Origin of the sequence: Bacillus sp. AK25, from assembly GCF_048270685.1 — a bacterium.
Classification (GTDB): Bacteria; Bacillota; Bacilli; order Bacillales; family Bacillaceae; genus Bacillus; species Bacillus altitudinis.
Map to the genome: position 1 here is coordinate 1,890,792 of NZ_JBLUWC010000001.1, position 14,721 is coordinate 1,905,512.

19 protein-coding genes are annotated in these 14,721 nt (G+C 40.6%); 8 read left to right on the forward strand and 11 right to left on the reverse strand.

Going from position 1 to position 14,721, the window contains the following annotated elements; translation table 11 throughout:
* Nucleotides 1-5: 5 nt before the first annotated feature.
* The 4 genes from ACNO7B_RS09630 to cdaS all read right to left on the reverse strand — a co-directional run bounded on the left by ACNO7B_RS09630 (nt 6) and on the right by cdaS (nt 3,990).
* Nucleotides 6-884 carry an ATP-binding protein gene (locus ACNO7B_RS09630; protein WP_017367449.1) on the reverse strand — a complete coding sequence of 293 codons (879 nt, stop codon included), beginning with the start codon at nt 882-884 and terminating at the stop codon, nt 6-8.
* 89 nt (nt 885-973) lie between these two features.
* The gene (locus tag ACNO7B_RS09635) at nt 974-1,552 is read right to left on the reverse strand and encodes a superoxide dismutase family protein (RefSeq protein ID WP_007500730.1); all 579 of its coding nucleotides are present in this window, start codon (nt 1,550-1,552) and stop codon (nt 974-976) included.
* A 77-nt stretch (nt 1,553-1,629) separates the two neighbouring features.
* Nucleotides 1,630-2,961 (reverse strand): LysM peptidoglycan-binding domain-containing protein, encoded by a 1,332-nt coding sequence (locus tag ACNO7B_RS09640; protein ID WP_417901465.1) that lies wholly within the window; start codon nt 2,959-2,961, stop codon nt 1,630-1,632.
* Between the two features lie 402 nt (nt 2,962-3,363).
* On the reverse strand, nt 3,364-3,990 hold the full coding sequence (gene cdaS, locus ACNO7B_RS09645; protein ID WP_024718575.1) for a sporulation-specific diadenylate cyclase CdaS: 627 nt from the start codon (nt 3,988-3,990) through the stop codon (nt 3,364-3,366).
* 81 nt (nt 3,991-4,071) lie between these two features.
* Between cdaS and ACNO7B_RS09650 the strand changes: the two genes are divergently transcribed.
* Together ACNO7B_RS09650 and ACNO7B_RS09655 are read left to right on the forward strand one after the other, a co-directional pair.
* Nucleotides 4,072-4,197, forward strand: coding sequence for a hypothetical protein (locus ACNO7B_RS09650; RefSeq protein WP_003215647.1), 126 nt, complete (start codon nt 4,072-4,074; stop codon nt 4,195-4,197).
* Nucleotides 4,198-4,256: 59 nt separating this feature from the next.
* The gene (locus ACNO7B_RS09655; RefSeq protein WP_417901466.1) at nt 4,257-5,624 is read left to right on the forward strand and encodes an MATE family efflux transporter; all 1,368 of its coding nucleotides are present in this window, start codon (nt 4,257-4,259) and stop codon (nt 5,622-5,624) included.
* 23 nt (nt 5,625-5,647) lie between these two features.
* On the opposite strand, the gene bshB2 is transcribed toward ACNO7B_RS09655, so the two are convergent.
* From bshB2 to rarD, 4 genes are all read right to left on the reverse strand, one after another.
* Nucleotides 5,648-6,313: a bacillithiol biosynthesis deacetylase BshB2 gene (gene bshB2, locus ACNO7B_RS09660; RefSeq protein ID WP_007500738.1), complete on the reverse strand. Its 666-nt coding sequence runs from the start codon at nt 6,311-6,313 to the stop codon at nt 5,648-5,650.
* 17 nt (nt 6,314-6,330) lie between these two features.
* Nucleotides 6,331-6,681 (reverse strand): YojF family protein, encoded by a 351-nt coding sequence (locus ACNO7B_RS09665; protein WP_008346474.1) that lies wholly within the window; start codon nt 6,679-6,681, stop codon nt 6,331-6,333.
* Nucleotides 6,678-6,959: a hypothetical protein gene (locus ACNO7B_RS09670; RefSeq protein ID WP_035703270.1), complete on the reverse strand. Its 282-nt coding sequence runs from the start codon at nt 6,957-6,959 to the stop codon at nt 6,678-6,680. The genes ACNO7B_RS09665 and ACNO7B_RS09670 overlap by 4 nt, the downstream gene beginning before the upstream one ends.
* Before the next feature lie 78 nt (nt 6,960-7,037).
* Nucleotides 7,038-7,949, reverse strand: coding sequence for an EamA family transporter RarD (gene rarD / locus ACNO7B_RS09675; protein WP_417901467.1), 912 nt, complete (start codon nt 7,947-7,949; stop codon nt 7,038-7,040).
* Between the two features lie 86 nt (nt 7,950-8,035).
* Between rarD and ACNO7B_RS09680 the strand changes: the two genes are divergently transcribed.
* Complete coding sequence (locus ACNO7B_RS09680) at nt 8,036-8,509, forward strand: spore gernimation protein GerT (RefSeq protein WP_024718570.1); 474 nt, start codon at nt 8,036-8,038, stop codon at nt 8,507-8,509.
* A gap of 40 nt (nt 8,510-8,549) precedes the next feature.
* Here the strand turns inward: ACNO7B_RS09680 and ACNO7B_RS09685 are convergent, their stop codons facing one another.
* Nucleotides 8,550-8,768, reverse strand: a complete 219-nt coding sequence (locus ACNO7B_RS09685) for a hypothetical protein (RefSeq protein ID WP_003215921.1) — start codon at nt 8,766-8,768, stop codon at nt 8,550-8,552.
* Nucleotides 8,769-8,843: 75 nt separating this feature from the next.
* Nucleotides 8,844-9,176: a winged helix-turn-helix transcriptional regulator gene (locus tag ACNO7B_RS09690; protein ID WP_008346466.1), complete on the reverse strand. Its 333-nt coding sequence runs from the start codon at nt 9,174-9,176 to the stop codon at nt 8,844-8,846.
* 141 nt (nt 9,177-9,317) lie between these two features.
* Here ACNO7B_RS09690 and ACNO7B_RS09695 point away from each other — a divergent pair, with 141 nt between their 5' ends.
* From ACNO7B_RS09695 to ACNO7B_RS09705, 3 genes are all read left to right on the forward strand, one after another.
* Nucleotides 9,318-9,935, forward strand: coding sequence for a nitroreductase family protein (locus ACNO7B_RS09695; protein ID WP_008346464.1), 618 nt, complete (start codon nt 9,318-9,320; stop codon nt 9,933-9,935).
* Between the two features lie 237 nt (nt 9,936-10,172).
* Entirely contained in the window at nt 10,173-10,391 is a 219-nt protein-coding gene (locus ACNO7B_RS09700; RefSeq protein ID WP_017359680.1) for a DUF3311 domain-containing protein, read from the forward strand.
* Entirely contained in the window at nt 10,376-11,869 is a 1,494-nt protein-coding gene (locus ACNO7B_RS09705; RefSeq protein WP_417901468.1) for a sodium:solute symporter family protein, read from the forward strand. Before ACNO7B_RS09700 ends, ACNO7B_RS09705 begins: the two co-directional genes overlap by 16 nt.
* Before the next feature lie 251 nt (nt 11,870-12,120).
* On the opposite strand, the gene ACNO7B_RS09710 is transcribed toward ACNO7B_RS09705, so the two are convergent.
* The gene (locus ACNO7B_RS09710; RefSeq protein WP_017367455.1) at nt 12,121-13,506 is read right to left on the reverse strand and encodes a S41 family peptidase; all 1,386 of its coding nucleotides are present in this window, start codon (nt 13,504-13,506) and stop codon (nt 12,121-12,123) included.
* Between the two features lie 151 nt (nt 13,507-13,657).
* On the opposite strand from ACNO7B_RS09710, the gene ACNO7B_RS09715 reads away from it, so the two are divergent.
* Nucleotides 13,658-14,356: a class I SAM-dependent methyltransferase gene (locus tag ACNO7B_RS09715; protein ID WP_254505545.1), complete on the forward strand. Its 699-nt coding sequence runs from the start codon at nt 13,658-13,660 to the stop codon at nt 14,354-14,356.
* Nucleotides 14,357-14,448: 92 nt separating this feature from the next.
* On the forward strand, nt 14,449-14,700 hold the full coding sequence (locus ACNO7B_RS09720) for a hypothetical protein (RefSeq protein ID WP_008346452.1): 252 nt from the start codon (nt 14,449-14,451) through the stop codon (nt 14,698-14,700).
* Nucleotides 14,701-14,721 lie beyond the last annotated feature (21 nt).

A 14,721-nucleotide genomic window follows, 5' to 3' on the forward strand; every position in this document is an offset into this window, starting at 1 on the left:
GAACCTCACTCGAATAATGTTTGAGCGATATTTCTTACCGCTGCTTTTTCCCGGTCATCTTCTAGCTTCTCTACAATTCCTCGTTCAATTGCACGAAGCGGCGGAATATATTGCGCAAGATCACATGTATCTAACAGTGCGCGAATGGATGCGGCTTCTTCACTGACCTGTCCATTGTGTGCTTGGACGATGAGATCTGATGAGAGCTGTACGAATTGATCGATTAACCGCTCATCCTTTAATACGGACTGAGTGTGCAGTACTTCTTTTAAAATGCCACCGCCAATGTAAGGAACTTCAATGACGACAAAACGGTTTTTCAGCGCTTCATTGAGCGGCACTGTCCCCACATATCCCTCATTGATTGCTGCAATCACGCCAAAACCTTCTTCTGCTCTAACGACTTCACCTGTAAATGGGTTTGTCATCATTTTTCTGTAATCAAGCACACCGTTTAAAATAGGCAGTGTTTCTGGTTTTGCCATGTTGATTTCATCAATATATAAAAGGTGTCCTTTTTTCATTGCTTTTGTAACGGGTCCTTCAATGAATTCTATAGAAGCAACTTGTCCATCATTATGGATGGTTTTATAGCCAATAAGACTTTCTGCATCAAGGTCAACTGAGCAGTTTACACTGTGCATCGGCTGTTGAAAGAAAGCGGATAAAGTTTCTGCTAGTTTGGTTTTACCTGAGCCCGTCGGTCCTTTTAACAGAACATTTTTTCCTAGGGCAAGTGCAATCATGGCATCTTGAATAATAGACGTATCTTGTGATTCATAGCCGCCTGTTCCGATAAGCGGACGAAATTCTTCTTCGAGAACTTTTCCTTTTGCTTCGATCATTGCTTGAATTTCTTCTGGGAGTGATGGTTGGTTAAACATATATGATTAATTCCTCTCTTCGATCATTTTCCTCACCAAGTATACTAAAAAAACCTTTATGCACTCAATACATAAAGGTTCGTCTTCTGTTATTTTACCATTTCTTTTGTGATGGCTCCGCAAGCAATGCGTTTCCCTGAGTTGCCAGAAGGGTTGCTTAAGTAATCATCTGCTTCTGCATGGATGATGAAACTTCGCCCGTTTTGATCGATTAATTGATTTGGGCCTCCCTTTAACGTCACATCTGGTACATTCACGACAACATCAATTTGTCCATCTGCCCCTACCTCTAAATTAGGCATATCTCCAGCATGATGCCCTTTTGGGTTGTCGAAGCCATGCTCTCTATGGGTCGGATTAAAATGTGCACCTGCTGTTTCAAAATCTGGCGTTTCACATATTCCTGTTTCATGAATATGAAAGCCGTGAGGACCTGGTGGCAGTCCTTTCGCTTTCACATGCAGATCCAGCCCATTTTCTGAGGACTCTCTTATTTCAATGCTCCCTATTTTTTGCCCGCTTTCGTTTATGAGTGACGTTGTGACTGGTGCTTGTTTAGGTGCGGCAACTTCTCTTGTTTCTTCTGTCGTTTCTTTTTTCGGCGGTGCATGACATGCTGATGCGGTAAAGATCAAACATATCATGATCATCCATACTGACTTTTTCATTTATGACTGCCCCCTTTTGATATCAGTATGGACAATCACAGCAACGGGCAAACAAAAAAAGCCGAAAATCGGCTTTTTTAGAAGAAACGTTTTGCGCCTAGGTAGGCTTTTTTCCAATAAGGATTGCTTAAGTTTGAAATTCCTACTCCGCTGTCACTTGCATGAAGGAAATCTCCTCCACCTAGGTATAGTCCCATATGAGAAGGACCTGCTTTGTACGTTGTGAAATAAACAAAATCTCCAACTTGTGGTGTGCTGACAGGCGTCATCATATTCCAGTATCCTGCTGTACTCAATCTAGATACTGATGAAACCTTATTAATGAGATAGTAAACAAAGCCGCTACAATCAAATCCAGCTGGTGTATTGCCACCCCATCTGTAAGGAATGCCTGTGAGTTTTTTACCTTCTTGAATCATTGTCGTGATTTTTGCATTCATTGGAACGTCAGTTTTATTATTGTTGACCGGTGTTGTTGCACCGTTTGACGTAGAACCATTAGATCCAGTTGAACCGGAAGCTGTTCCGTTGATTTTTAATACTTGTCCAATTCTCAGCACATCACTTTTCAAGCTGTTTGCTGTGCGGATTGATTGAACCTGCACCTTAAACTGATTCGCAATTTTCCATAATGAATCACCTGATTTAACCGTATAAGATGTTGTTTTACTACTTGAAGACTGATTGCTGTTTGAAGGCGTGCTAGGTTGAGCAGGTGCTTTCGGCTGACTTGGTTTTGACGTCACCGTTCCTTTTACCTTCAATACTTGATTTGGATAAATCATATCAGATTTTAGCGAGTTCAATGTTTTAATTTCACCAATCGACATGTTTAACGAATTGGCAATTTTCCAAAGTGAATCGCCTAATTTTACTTTATATGTACTAGATGCTGATGATGAACTATTAGAATTCGTTGATTTGTTACTTGAGCTGGAATTAGATGTTGAGTTTGAATTTGAGGACTGGCTGCCGCTCGTTTTCGTCGTTCCAGACACTTTCAGCTTTTGTCCAGGACGAATGAGGTCACTGTTTAAGCTGTTCAAACTTTTCAAACTTGCAACTGACATTTTGTGATTCTTCGCAATCAGCCATAATGAATCCCCAAGCTTGACTGTATAGCTAGATGTTGTTGAAGCACTTGATTTCGTTGCTTTTGAACTTGTTGATGAGCTGGATTTTGAACTTTTTGCACCAGGAATCTTTAAGCTTTGTCCTGCAAAAATCATCGTCGTTTTTAATTGATTAAGAGATTGAAGTTCCGAAATACTTGTGTTGTACTGTTCGGCAATCTTCCAAAGTGAGTCACCGCTTTTCACCTTGATCGTCTGTGCTTCTGCCGGTGCAGCAATAACAGCTGAGCCCGCGATCGCTGAAACTGTGAGGCCGGTTACTACTTTTTTCTTCATAGATAAATCTCCGCCTTTCATGATTTCGTTCCATAAGACTTATGTACTAGTTTTGAGTTTAGCATTTAATGGTTCTGCTTCTCTTGCACTATTTTATCTTTATTTCTATTATATTACTCGACATGAAGACGTTGGGCAATACTAAATAGGTTAGAGCAACAAACTCAAAATGCTAAAACAAAGCCATATCGTTTCTATCGGCTGTTTGCTGTATTTATAAACAATTTTTAAGGAATTTTTAAGTTGACGTTTAGAAATTTGTCAAAACAAGCACGTTGCTAGTTTCATAGTTCTATTCTACATGACAAATTTTTCTGTATCAAATGACTTTTTACTTAATTGCCTGTTTTTTCTCCTCAATAAAAAAAGCACCCTTCCCAAAGAAGAATGCTGTGTTCATGTTTACTTTCTGATTTCTTGGTCTTTTACAGTTAACGGATAGAGGACGCCTTCTTTCGCAAACGACATTTTCCCTGTTTCTTCTGATACCACAAGAACAAGGGCATCAGTCATGCCAGAAAGTCCAATGGCTGCCCGGTGTCTTGTTCCTAGAGAAGGGCTGACTTTTTTTGAGGTGAGCGGTAGGACGTTTGCAGCGGAAACAAGCGTGTTTTCTTTTACTAAAAGGGCACCATCATGAAGTGGGTTTCCAGGATAGAAAATGCTTTCTATTAATGATGCGCTAATTTTCGCATGGAGGTTTGTCCCTTTTTGTATATAATCCTCCACCTCATCTCTCCTTTGAATCACAATCAGTGCGCCATGCTTTTGTTTTGATAAGTTCTCAATGGCTAAAGAAAATTGAGCAAAACCTGGTGTGAATTCTTCCATATATGCTTGTAAATAAAATGAGGAAGCCTCTGCATGCATTTCATTAAACTGATCATGCAATGATTCGAGTTCACAAAGAAGGCATTGTTCCGTCTGGTCAAGCGAATCGACGATTTTCCTTGCATCCATCATAATTTGCGTTAAATGAGATTTCATTTCTAACTTAAACATCGCTTCTTCATTTGTGCGATTGATCATCTCACCATGTCCCTCCTTCTTTCGCTTGTGTCATAAAATAACAAATTGTGCACATTCTATTTGTATGGAGGTGAATTCAATATGACCATTCAAAAAGTGATTCAATATGCTTGCAGCATTTTAGGTGTTGTCAGTCTTTCTTTTATTTATGCCCAAATGTTCAAAAAAACGAAGCCCTCAAAGAAAAATAATCCGACGGAGAATTGATTTTTTTACATAGCATGATATAATTCCTCTCGTTATTTCTGTTCAGAGAGGAACTTATGATGAGAGAAACGAATAGTATTCGAGCAAAGCTGTCACAATTTTTAACCATATTGATTCCGATTTTAATTACACAAGCAGGTCTTTCGCTCATCACATTTTTAGACACGGTGATGTCTGGAAAAGTGAGTGCAGAAGACCTAGCAGGTGTTGCGATCGGTTCGAGCATTTGGACACCTGTTTATACTGGCCTCGCTGGCATTTTAATGGCTGTTACCCCTATTGTGGCTCAGCTGATGGGTGGCGGCCGCAGGGAAGACGTTCCTCGTGCAGTCTTCCAGGCCATTTATTTATCTTTTCTTTTAAGTATCGTGGTGATTGTTATTGGATCGTTGTGTGTTCCTTTTATTTTAGGGAGACTTGGGCTTGAACCATCCGTAGAAACTATTGCCCGTCATTTTCTCAGCTTCCTTGCTATTGGGATCATCCCTCTTTTTGGTTATTCAGTCATGAGATCGTTCATTGATGCATTAGGAAAAACACGTGTGACGATGTTCATTACGTTAACCGCACTTCCTATTAATTTTGTTTTAAATTATCTCTTTATTTTTGGAAACTTTGGGTTTCCAAAGCTTGGCGGTGCAGGGGCTGGTCTTGCATCTGCGCTGACGTATTGGGCGATTTTCATCATGAGTATTTGTATTGTCATCAAAGCCGAACCGTTTGCATCCTTTCGGTTGTTTCAGACATTACCTCGTTTTAACGTCTCCCGAATGGGTCAAATACTGAAAATCGGTATCCCTATTGGGTTTGCGATCTTTTTTGAAACAAGTATTTTTGCAGCTGTCACGCTCTTAATGGGTCACTTTGATACCGTGACAATCGCCAGTCACCAAGCAGCGATGAACTTTGCTTCTATTTTATATATCCTGCCGCTTAGTATCTCAATTGCTTTAACGATTGTTGTAGGTTTTGAAGCCGGTGCCATGCGGTATAAAGACGCAAAAAGCTACAGCTATATTGGCATTGCAACAGCTGTTTTGTTCTCATTATGTACTGCAGCACTCATCTTGTTATTTAGACCTGAGATCGCTGGTTTATATACAACTGAATCAGCTGTTTTACAAATGACACAGCACTTTTTGATGTATGCGATCTTTTTCCAGCTGTCAGATGCGATCGCTGCACCCATTCAGGGGGCTCTGCGCGGCTATAAAGATGTGAATTACACACTGATTGCTGCGTTTGTCTCTTACTGGGTCATCGGCCTTCCAGCTGGCTACCTGATTGGCACGTATACCTCATTTGGAGCGTTTGGTTATTGGGTTGGGCTGATTACTGGGCTTGCCGCAGGTGCCATCGTCCTATTTGTTCGTCTTAGGTTGATTGAAAGACGTATGCATTCTGATACAACAGGAAAAGGCAGCTGACTGAAGTCAGCTGCCTCTTTCATTTAGTCATTCCATTGATACGTCCAGAAAATTTCTTCATCAAACCATTTTTGAACGACTGGTTCTTTGTTTTTCAGCTTTTGTTCAAGCTCTCTTAGCATGCCTTCTGTTTGTGTTCTATGCGCTCTTAGTGCATTTAATTTGATATCGGCTACATCCGTAATATCAATCACAATATCGGCATTTCCTAGCACTTCTTCTCGATTTTTCGTAATGGCCATGCAGTATGTGACAGGACGGTCTTCTTTTTTCTTGCGGTATAGAGCACGAATGACCGCTTCACCTGTCGCATCATGATCAGGGTGTACGCCATGACCTGGATAAAACGTGACAATAAGAGTTGGTTTCACTTCATCAATTATGCGTTCCATCACATCCGCTAAATACTCATCATCTTCAAATTCCAACGTTTTATCTCGAAGACCAAGCATTCGCAAGTCTGTGACATCCATTTCTTTACATGCATTGATTAATTCCTGTTTTCTTAATTCAGGAAGTGTCTCACGGTTAGCATAAGTTGGACTTCCCATATTTCTTCCCATTTCTCCAAGTGTCCCGCATGCATACGTCACTGGAATTCCACGTTTTCTGCTTTGCGCGATGAGCCCTGCGACCCCGAAGGATTCATCGTCGGGGTGAGGCAGCATCACAAGTACATGTTCGTTCATCACTGTTCCCCTCTCTCCTACACCTGAAATGGTGTTTCACTAATTTGTAATGAGATCGCTAGTTTTCCGTCTGGCAGGTGTCCTGCTAACAGCAGGCGACCTTGTTCATCAAACACGTAATCGGTTAAACCTTCTGCGTAAATCCAGCCATCTTCTGTTTTCATCCCGACACGATATGGGCCTTGTCCTTTTATTTTTGCCTGTGAATAGACAACTTTTGCGTTGCGGATATACGCCACGACCGTCATATTTTGCTCATTCACATGAGCTGAATAAGAACCAGTTGTCGTTTCAAGATGAACGAAGACTGGCCGATTTAAAAACGATTCAAGATGTGCTGTGACATCTTCCGTTTGAATTGGTTTCATGAGTGGTTCCTTCCTTCATTTTGAATTAGTTCTCGCAGCTTTTTCGTATGTAAGCTGATCAGCTGTAGTTGATGACCCTGCTCAATAGCACTTTCTAAAATTCTTTCCACAGCGAGTACATACTTTTGATGTAATGACTTTCTTGCGCGAGGATGGGTGCGTGCATCAAGCAAATCATCTCGTATCGCCTCGTGTAATGAAGTCATATCCACTACATCAAGCTGCCGATTTTTCCATAAAGATTGATAAGCGTGTGCAAGCTCATCGACTGATGACATGTGATCACCTCTACAGTTTTGGTAACAACTTATTATGACATGATCCGCCTGCAAAAAAAAGCAAACTGCTTCGTCTCTTTAATGAGAATTCGCTGTTTTTTTCATTCGCAGTTGAGAGGTTGTAAATAGTAAAATCGCCACCCAAATACAGAGGAATGTCACGATTTTTGCTGCAGATAAGTGTTCGTGATACACAAACAGCCCCAAAAAGAGTGTAATGGTCGGTGCAATATACTGCAAAATACCAACTTGGTATAAAGGAATTCTTTTGGCCCCTTCAGAAAATAAAAGAAGCGGTACAGCTGTAAAGACACCTGCAAAAAATAATAGCCCAAGAGAACCGAAGCTGCTCGGATTCATCGTGACAACAGGTTCTTTTAAGAAGAAGAATAAGTAAACAAGCGCAGCTGGTGCAAGAAGCAGTGTTTCAATGGTTAATCCAATGGCACTCGTAAAACTCATTCTTTTTTTAATCAGTCCATAAAACCCAAAACTAAAAGCCAATACGAAAGCCACGACAGGAAATGAGCCGTACTGAACAGTTGAGATGATGACCCCAGCTGCGGCAATGAGAATGGCGGTGGTTTGCATTTTATTCAGTCGTTCTTTTAAGAAAATGATGCCTAGTAAAACTGATACAAGCGGATTAATATAATACCCTAAACTCGCTTCCAGCATCAGTTCGTGATTTACCGCCCAAATGTATACATACCAGTTGACCGAAATTAAAATTGCCGATAAAAGTAATGAAAAAAGTGCTTTTCCTTCTATCATCAGACCTTTCACAGTCTGCATCGCTGGACGGACTTGCTTTAAATATAAAAGAATACCGCACATAAAAACAAAGGACCATACGATTCTGTGCGCTAAAATTTCGCCTGACGAAATATGCTCCATCAGTTTCCAATATAATGGGAACAATCCCCATAATGTAAAAGATGCAGCCGTATATAAGACACCTTTTGATTGTTGTTCGTTCAATCTAACCATTCCTTTCTAAACCTATCGTATATTATAGCACGCACATCACTTTATGGGCATATACTAATTCAGGGCATTTAGAAAGGATGATTTGCATGTTTGACTGGAACCGATTATTCCCTTTTCAAAAGCAATTTTCAAAAGAAGCGTTAAAAAATTCAGATCCTAAAGACGTTGAGCAATATGTCAATCAAGTCATGGAAAGTGTTTTCGGCTCCAATTATTCTGCTCAATTCCCCTTTCAGGATCCGCTGTCTCAGCAGCAAAAAACAAGAGAGACAGACGATAAAAAAAAGAAAGAGCCGAATGTTGAAGTATTTGAAACGACAGATCACGTGTTTGTCAAAATAGAGCTCGATCGTCCGAACACGGAAAAAGTAAAAATCAAACATACAGCCAATCTGCTGTTTATTGATCATTTTCCTGAAGAGAATAAACAAAAGAAGGTTGTCCTGCCTGCTGCTGTGAAAAGAAAAGGAACGAAGGCATCGTATCAAGATGGTATTTTAGAAATTATGTTTTTAAAGCATGATGATCCAGGCATTTCTGAAATTGATATTCCATTATAAAAAGCCTGCTTTGAAATGGAAGCAGGCTTACTCTTTTTTCTTAATAATATGGTGGATATCCGCCGCCATAAGGTGGTGGAACAGGCGGTGGTGGTGGCGGGTAATATGGACGAGGATAATTAAAAATCGCACTTCCTAGAAATCCGCCAAGCAGTCCGCCGACTAAAGGAGCGCCAAAACCAAAAAACAAAGGGACTCTAGATTCATATGGCGGAATGCCAGGGGCACCGCCTCGAAAATACGGAGTATGAGGGTACATGCTTTTCTCCTCCTTTGTCATGTGCCTAACATCAGCATATTCATTAGGAGACAAAACGTTTGGGCAAACCTAAAACTAGGCTTGCTCCTTTTTTACATGAGATCCAGCATACTCCCCTGCCCAGCGCGATACTTCTCCGAACACACCATGTAATGCACTTCCTTTTTCGGTTAGACAATAGATGACTTTGACTGGCGTTTCAGGAAGTACAGTGCGCTTTATGATTCCTTCTTGCTCAAGCTCTTTTAAGCGTTCTGCGAGCATTTTTTGACTGATGGATGGAATAATGTCTGTCAGGTCTTTAAACCGCTTCGGACCATCAAGCAATACATGAATGATGAGACCATTCCACCTTTTTCCAAGTAGCAAAAAAGCTTGCTGAATGTTTGGACATAATTGAAATTCCATATATTTCAGCCTTTCTTTTCATGATTGTTTGACAAACTAACGGTATACAATTTAAAATATATCTCTAGTTACAATAAGTAAGTTTCTCACTTTTTTATTTATTGTACCATACTATTTGCAAAAACGGGAGGAAATATCCATATGGCGAGCGATCAAAAAACGATTGACATTTTAAAAGAAAGAGCTTCAGTAAAAGAGTATGATACAACTCATGAAATGACAAAAGAAGAGTTAAAAGAGCTTCTTGATATCACAACAAAAGCACCATCTGCTTGGAACCTTCAGCATTGGCATTTCACTGTTTTCCATAGTGCTGAATCAAAAGCAAAACTTCTTCCAATTGCTTACAACCAAAAACAAGTCTCTCAAGCTTCAGCTGTGATTGCTGTCCTAGGTGACCTTGAAGCCAATCTAAAGGGTGAAAAAATCTACAGTGAGCTAGCAGAACAAGGCTTCATCACAGAAGATATTAAAGAAACACTGATGACGCAAATTAATGGTGCTTATCAAAGCGAGCAATATGCACGTGAAGCTGCGTATTCAAACGCTTCGTTAGCTGCTATGCAGTTAATGATTGCGGCGAAAGCAATGGGATATGATACATGCGCAATGGGCGGTTTCAGCAAAGAAGCGTACGTGAAAGAATTCAATGTGAGCGGTCGATACGAACCAGTGATGTTGATTTCTGTCGGGAAAGCAGCAAAAGAAGCTCACAAAAGCAATCGTTTTGACATTGAAGAAGTATCTGATTTCCTATAAAAAACGGCACAGTCTCAGCGTCATGCTGGGGCTTTTTTATTTGCTCTAAATATTATTTTTCCATACTTATTTTTAAGTCTTTCTATCTCATTCTTCACTATTTACCTCTTTTTAAAAATGAAAGCGTTATATTAGTATGATATTCATAAAAATGATTGTTTTTTCTGAAAATGGTCTTGTGATCTAATCTGACAACTGCTATTATTATGAAATTACAAAATATTAGAGGAGGAAAACATGAACAAAAAACTGATACTGGCGCTACTCATCGCGATTCCATTCATTGGACAGCTTGCACTGCTCCCCTTTGTGAATCGTATTCATCCATTTGTCATCGGGCTGCCCTTTTTCCACTTCTGGCTCTTACTATGGATTGTACTCACACCCGTTTGCACATTTATCATTTACAGGATGCAACATTCAAATGGAGGAACTGACGAATGCAAGGAAACTTAACAGCTTTATTGATTACTGCAAGTATTATTTTCATCGTCGTGGTCATCGGTTTTGCCGCTGGTCGTGATAAATCATCAAGACAATCAGTAGAAGAATGGTCTGTTGGCGGGAGAAAATTTGGCGGGCTTCTCGTCTGGTTCCTTGTTGGCGCAGACTTATATACTGCTTATACCTTTTTAGGGCTCACAAGTACAGCTTATACAGCGGGAAGTGTTGCTTTTTTCGCTATCCCCTATTCAGTTCTTGCTTATTTTATTGCGTATTTCTTCTTACCAAAACTTTGGACGGTTGCAAAAAATCACAAGCTGACAACACTTGCTGATTATGCACGTGAGCGATTTGACAGTAAACTGTTATCCAGTTTGATTGCCATTGTCGGTGTACTCATGCTCATTCCATACATTTGTCTTCAGCTCAGCGGGATTCAAGATACGTTAACTGTCGCTGGAACGGGTTATATTAATGTGAATGCAGTTGTTATGATTTCATTTATTTTAGTTGCACTTTATACATTTTTCAGTGGTATTAAAGGTCCTACATATACAGCTATTATTAAAGATATTCTTGTTTGGGTGATCATGCTCTTTATGGTGGTTTCCCTCCCGATTATTCATTTTAACGGCTGGACGCCGATGATGAATACGTTAGCTAAGGAGGCCCCACAGCTTCTGACGATACCTGAAGGAGGCCCTAAAGGCATTTTGTGGTTTATTACCGCATCAGGTGTTTCTGCACTCGCATTATTTATGTGGGCTCATGCAGCAACTGGTGTTTTCACAGCCAAAAGCGCAGATGCCATCCGTAAAAACAGTATGTTTTTACCTCTTTACAACATTGTATTGATTTTGGTCATCTTCCTTGGCTTCATTGCCTTTTTAGTCTTACCGGAAGATACAAATCCAAGATTTGCTCTTCTTCATTTAATTCAGACGTCATATGGCGGCGTGATGCAGGGGCTTGCGTATTCAACGATTGCACTTGCTTCTCTCATTCCATGTTCGATCATGGCCATTGGGGCGTCAAATTTATTTGCCAATAATTTGTACCGTGATTTAATCCATCCAAATGTGTCACCTAAACGTTTAACGATCATTACACGTTCGATGGTATTTATCGTGATCGGGCTTGCTCTTTTATTCGGTATGCTGTTCCCGACTGCGCTTGTCACGCTTCAGCTGATCGGTGTTTCTGGAATGGTTCAAATTTTCCCAGCCATTGCGATCAGCTTGTTCTGGAAAAAACAATCAAGAGAAGCAACGATTGCGGGTTTAGTTGTTGGCATCATCGTCACCTTTACAGCCAATATCTCACAAGTCACGTTTGGTCTTTATGAAGGATTTCTTGGTTTACTAGCAAACGTTGTGGTCATCCTGATTTTGAATCCATTCTTCCAAAAGAATGTCACATCTAATGCTGTGACAAGTGATTTGTTTGAAAAGAATGGGAAAACAACGGAACCTGTGGTTAACAAAGCGTAATACAAGAAAAAAAGCAGTCCCCTGATAAGGACTGCTTCAGCGTGTAGCCAAACCCTCGCATTCTTTGTCAGTCCTGCGTGCTGGTGCTCACGAATGTCAAATTCGCTCCGCTCCAGTACTCGTCCTTCCTAGACTTCAAAGGTTTTCTATCACGCTGAGCTGAGCTGAAAAGAAGACAAAGGGCTAAAATAAAGTTCATTTTAGCCCTTTGTCAACAATTTGAAGCAGTCCCCAGATGAGGACTGCTTTTTCTATTTCATTTCTTTTTTCAACACTTCAATGGCTTTTTTCATTTGCGTATCATTTTTCTTGAGCTTATCTTGGATGTTTGTCATCAGTACCGTCGTTGTGTCCCCTGTCAGAATACCATCAGCCTTCAGATCGTGATCTGATTGGAAACTTTTCACGACCGACTGGAATGCTTGATCATATTCTCCATTGGCTTTTGCTTTGTAGCCAAGCGCTTGGAACATTTTTTGAGCCGCTTTGACTTCATCTCCATCATCATTCAGTTGATACGTCTTTTTCGGACTTAAGTATGGCAGCTTCGCATAACTCGGCAGAGATGCTTTCACCTGTGGCTCAATTCCTTTTTTGTGAATCCAAGACCCGTCTGGTGTCAGCCACTTGGCAATGGTTAATTTCACACTAGAGCCATCATTGTAGCTTTGCGCATTTTGAACAGTCCCTTTACCAAATGTCTTTTCTCCAACAAGTTGAATGCTAGAGGATTGGTGCAGAGCTGCCGCCATGATTTCAGCAGCACTCGCTGAACCGCCGTTTACAAGAACAACTGTCGGCTGATGAACTTTGCGTTCTTTTTCCGCTTTGTACACTTGTTTCTTTCCTTTTTCCTCAACCTGCATAATGACTTTTCCTTTATCGATAAAGTCATTGCTCATTTCAATTGCTTCTGTCATAATACCGCCTGGATTATCTCTCAGATCAATGACAAAACCTTTTGCCCCTTTTTTCTCGAGGTCATCAATCGCTTTATCTAACTCTTTAGACGTGGTTTCAGCAAAAGAAGTGATTTGGATTTCACCTATTTTATCTTTTGTTAGTTTTGCATACACCGTTTCAAGTGGAATCGTATCTCTTGTGATCGTCACATCCACATTTCCAACACCTTGTCGGTTCAAATGCAGTTTGACATCCGTTCCTTTTTTCCCTCTGATAAGAGAAACGGCTTTATTCACTGACATGCCTTTTGTACTTTTACTATCCACTTTTAAAATACGATCATGAGGTTTCAAACCAGCTTTTTCAGCAGGAGAGCCTTTAATCGGTGCGACAATTAAAATTTGTCCATCCTTCTCTTCTACTTGTGCACCAATTCCTTCAAATGAAGATGAAATGGTGTTGTTAAACCCTTCGGCTTCCTCCTGATCCATATATGTAGAGTATGGATCATCAAGTGATGCAATCATTCCTTGAATCGCACCGTCTACTAGTTTTTGATCATCCGTTTTTTCGTAATACTCGTTTTTTACCTTCGTATATGCAGCCATGAGTTTACTAAACTTCTCATCTCCTGAAACGCTGACAGCACCTTGTTTTGTGATCACAAATGTAATCGCTGAGGAAAGCGCTGCTGTTACCAGAATGGCTATCACGAACTTGAATTGTTTTTTCAAAAAAACACCACCTTTATCTCCTTTCATTATTATCAAGGACGATTCTTCATCCGTCAACCAAAGGATCAAACTTCTATTTGAAAAGATAAGCCATTTCGCCCTGCAATGCATAATCTTTAGAGAGAAACATGATAAAGAAAGAAGGGATTCCATGAGTGACTATGTAGAAATGCTTGCCTATTTTGGTGTATCAGGTGCCCATCCTGGCGGAATTGAGCTAACAAAAACGATGATGGAGCATCTTCACTTGGCGTCTGACGATCGTATACTGGATGTTGGATGCGGCACAGGACAAACAGCCGCCTATCTAGGACATTTAGGTTATGAAGTAGAGGCGATTGATACACACCCTTTGATGATTGAAAAAGCCAATCTGCGATTCGAGCGGGAACAACTACCTTTCCGTGCACAGCAAGCATCGATCGAACACCTGCCATTTGCGGATGACTCGTTCTCTCTACTGATCAGTGAATCTGTTTTAAGCTTTACCCATTTACCTGCTGCGCTTGCTGAGATCAAACGGGTGCTTGCTCCTGGAAAACAATTGATCGCAAATGAGGCTGTGTTAAAAGTGCCGCTTCCCTCAAAAGAACAGGCAACCATTCGGGAGTTTTATGGGTTTCACTCCCTCTTTTCATTTCCTGAATGGAAAAAACAGTTAGCGTCCGCAGGATTCCTTGACATTCAGATTCTCTCATTTGATGAGCACATGGTGCAGGAAGAGCCGACCGAAATGGAATTATCAGATCAAATACCACCTTCTCTTTATGATACATTACAGACACACTATGACCTGATTCAAACACACCGAGAACATCTGAGTCACCTTGTATTTGAATGTACAGTATAAAATGAGCGAATCTCCTATATGTTTTGTCCAAACTCTATGAAGTCTTTCGCATAGGATAAGAGTGAAAAGAGTTTGTCATAAGGAGGAAAAACATGGAGCGCTACTATAAACTTTGTCAGCAGCATATGGGGAAAGTAGCTAGAATTACTGATCGAAATGGCAGAGTACATGTTGGACGTATTGAGCGGGTGTCAAACCGCAAAGTTTATATCCGGCCAGTCGGCGGGTCCCGCGGGGGCTTTGGTTATGGATATTACGGAGGTTATTATGGCTGGGGTGCAGCTTATGGCATCGGTCTCGGTTTTATTACCGGCTTCGCTTTAGCAGGTTTGTTCTTTTTTTAAAACGGCGTATAAAAGAAGGCC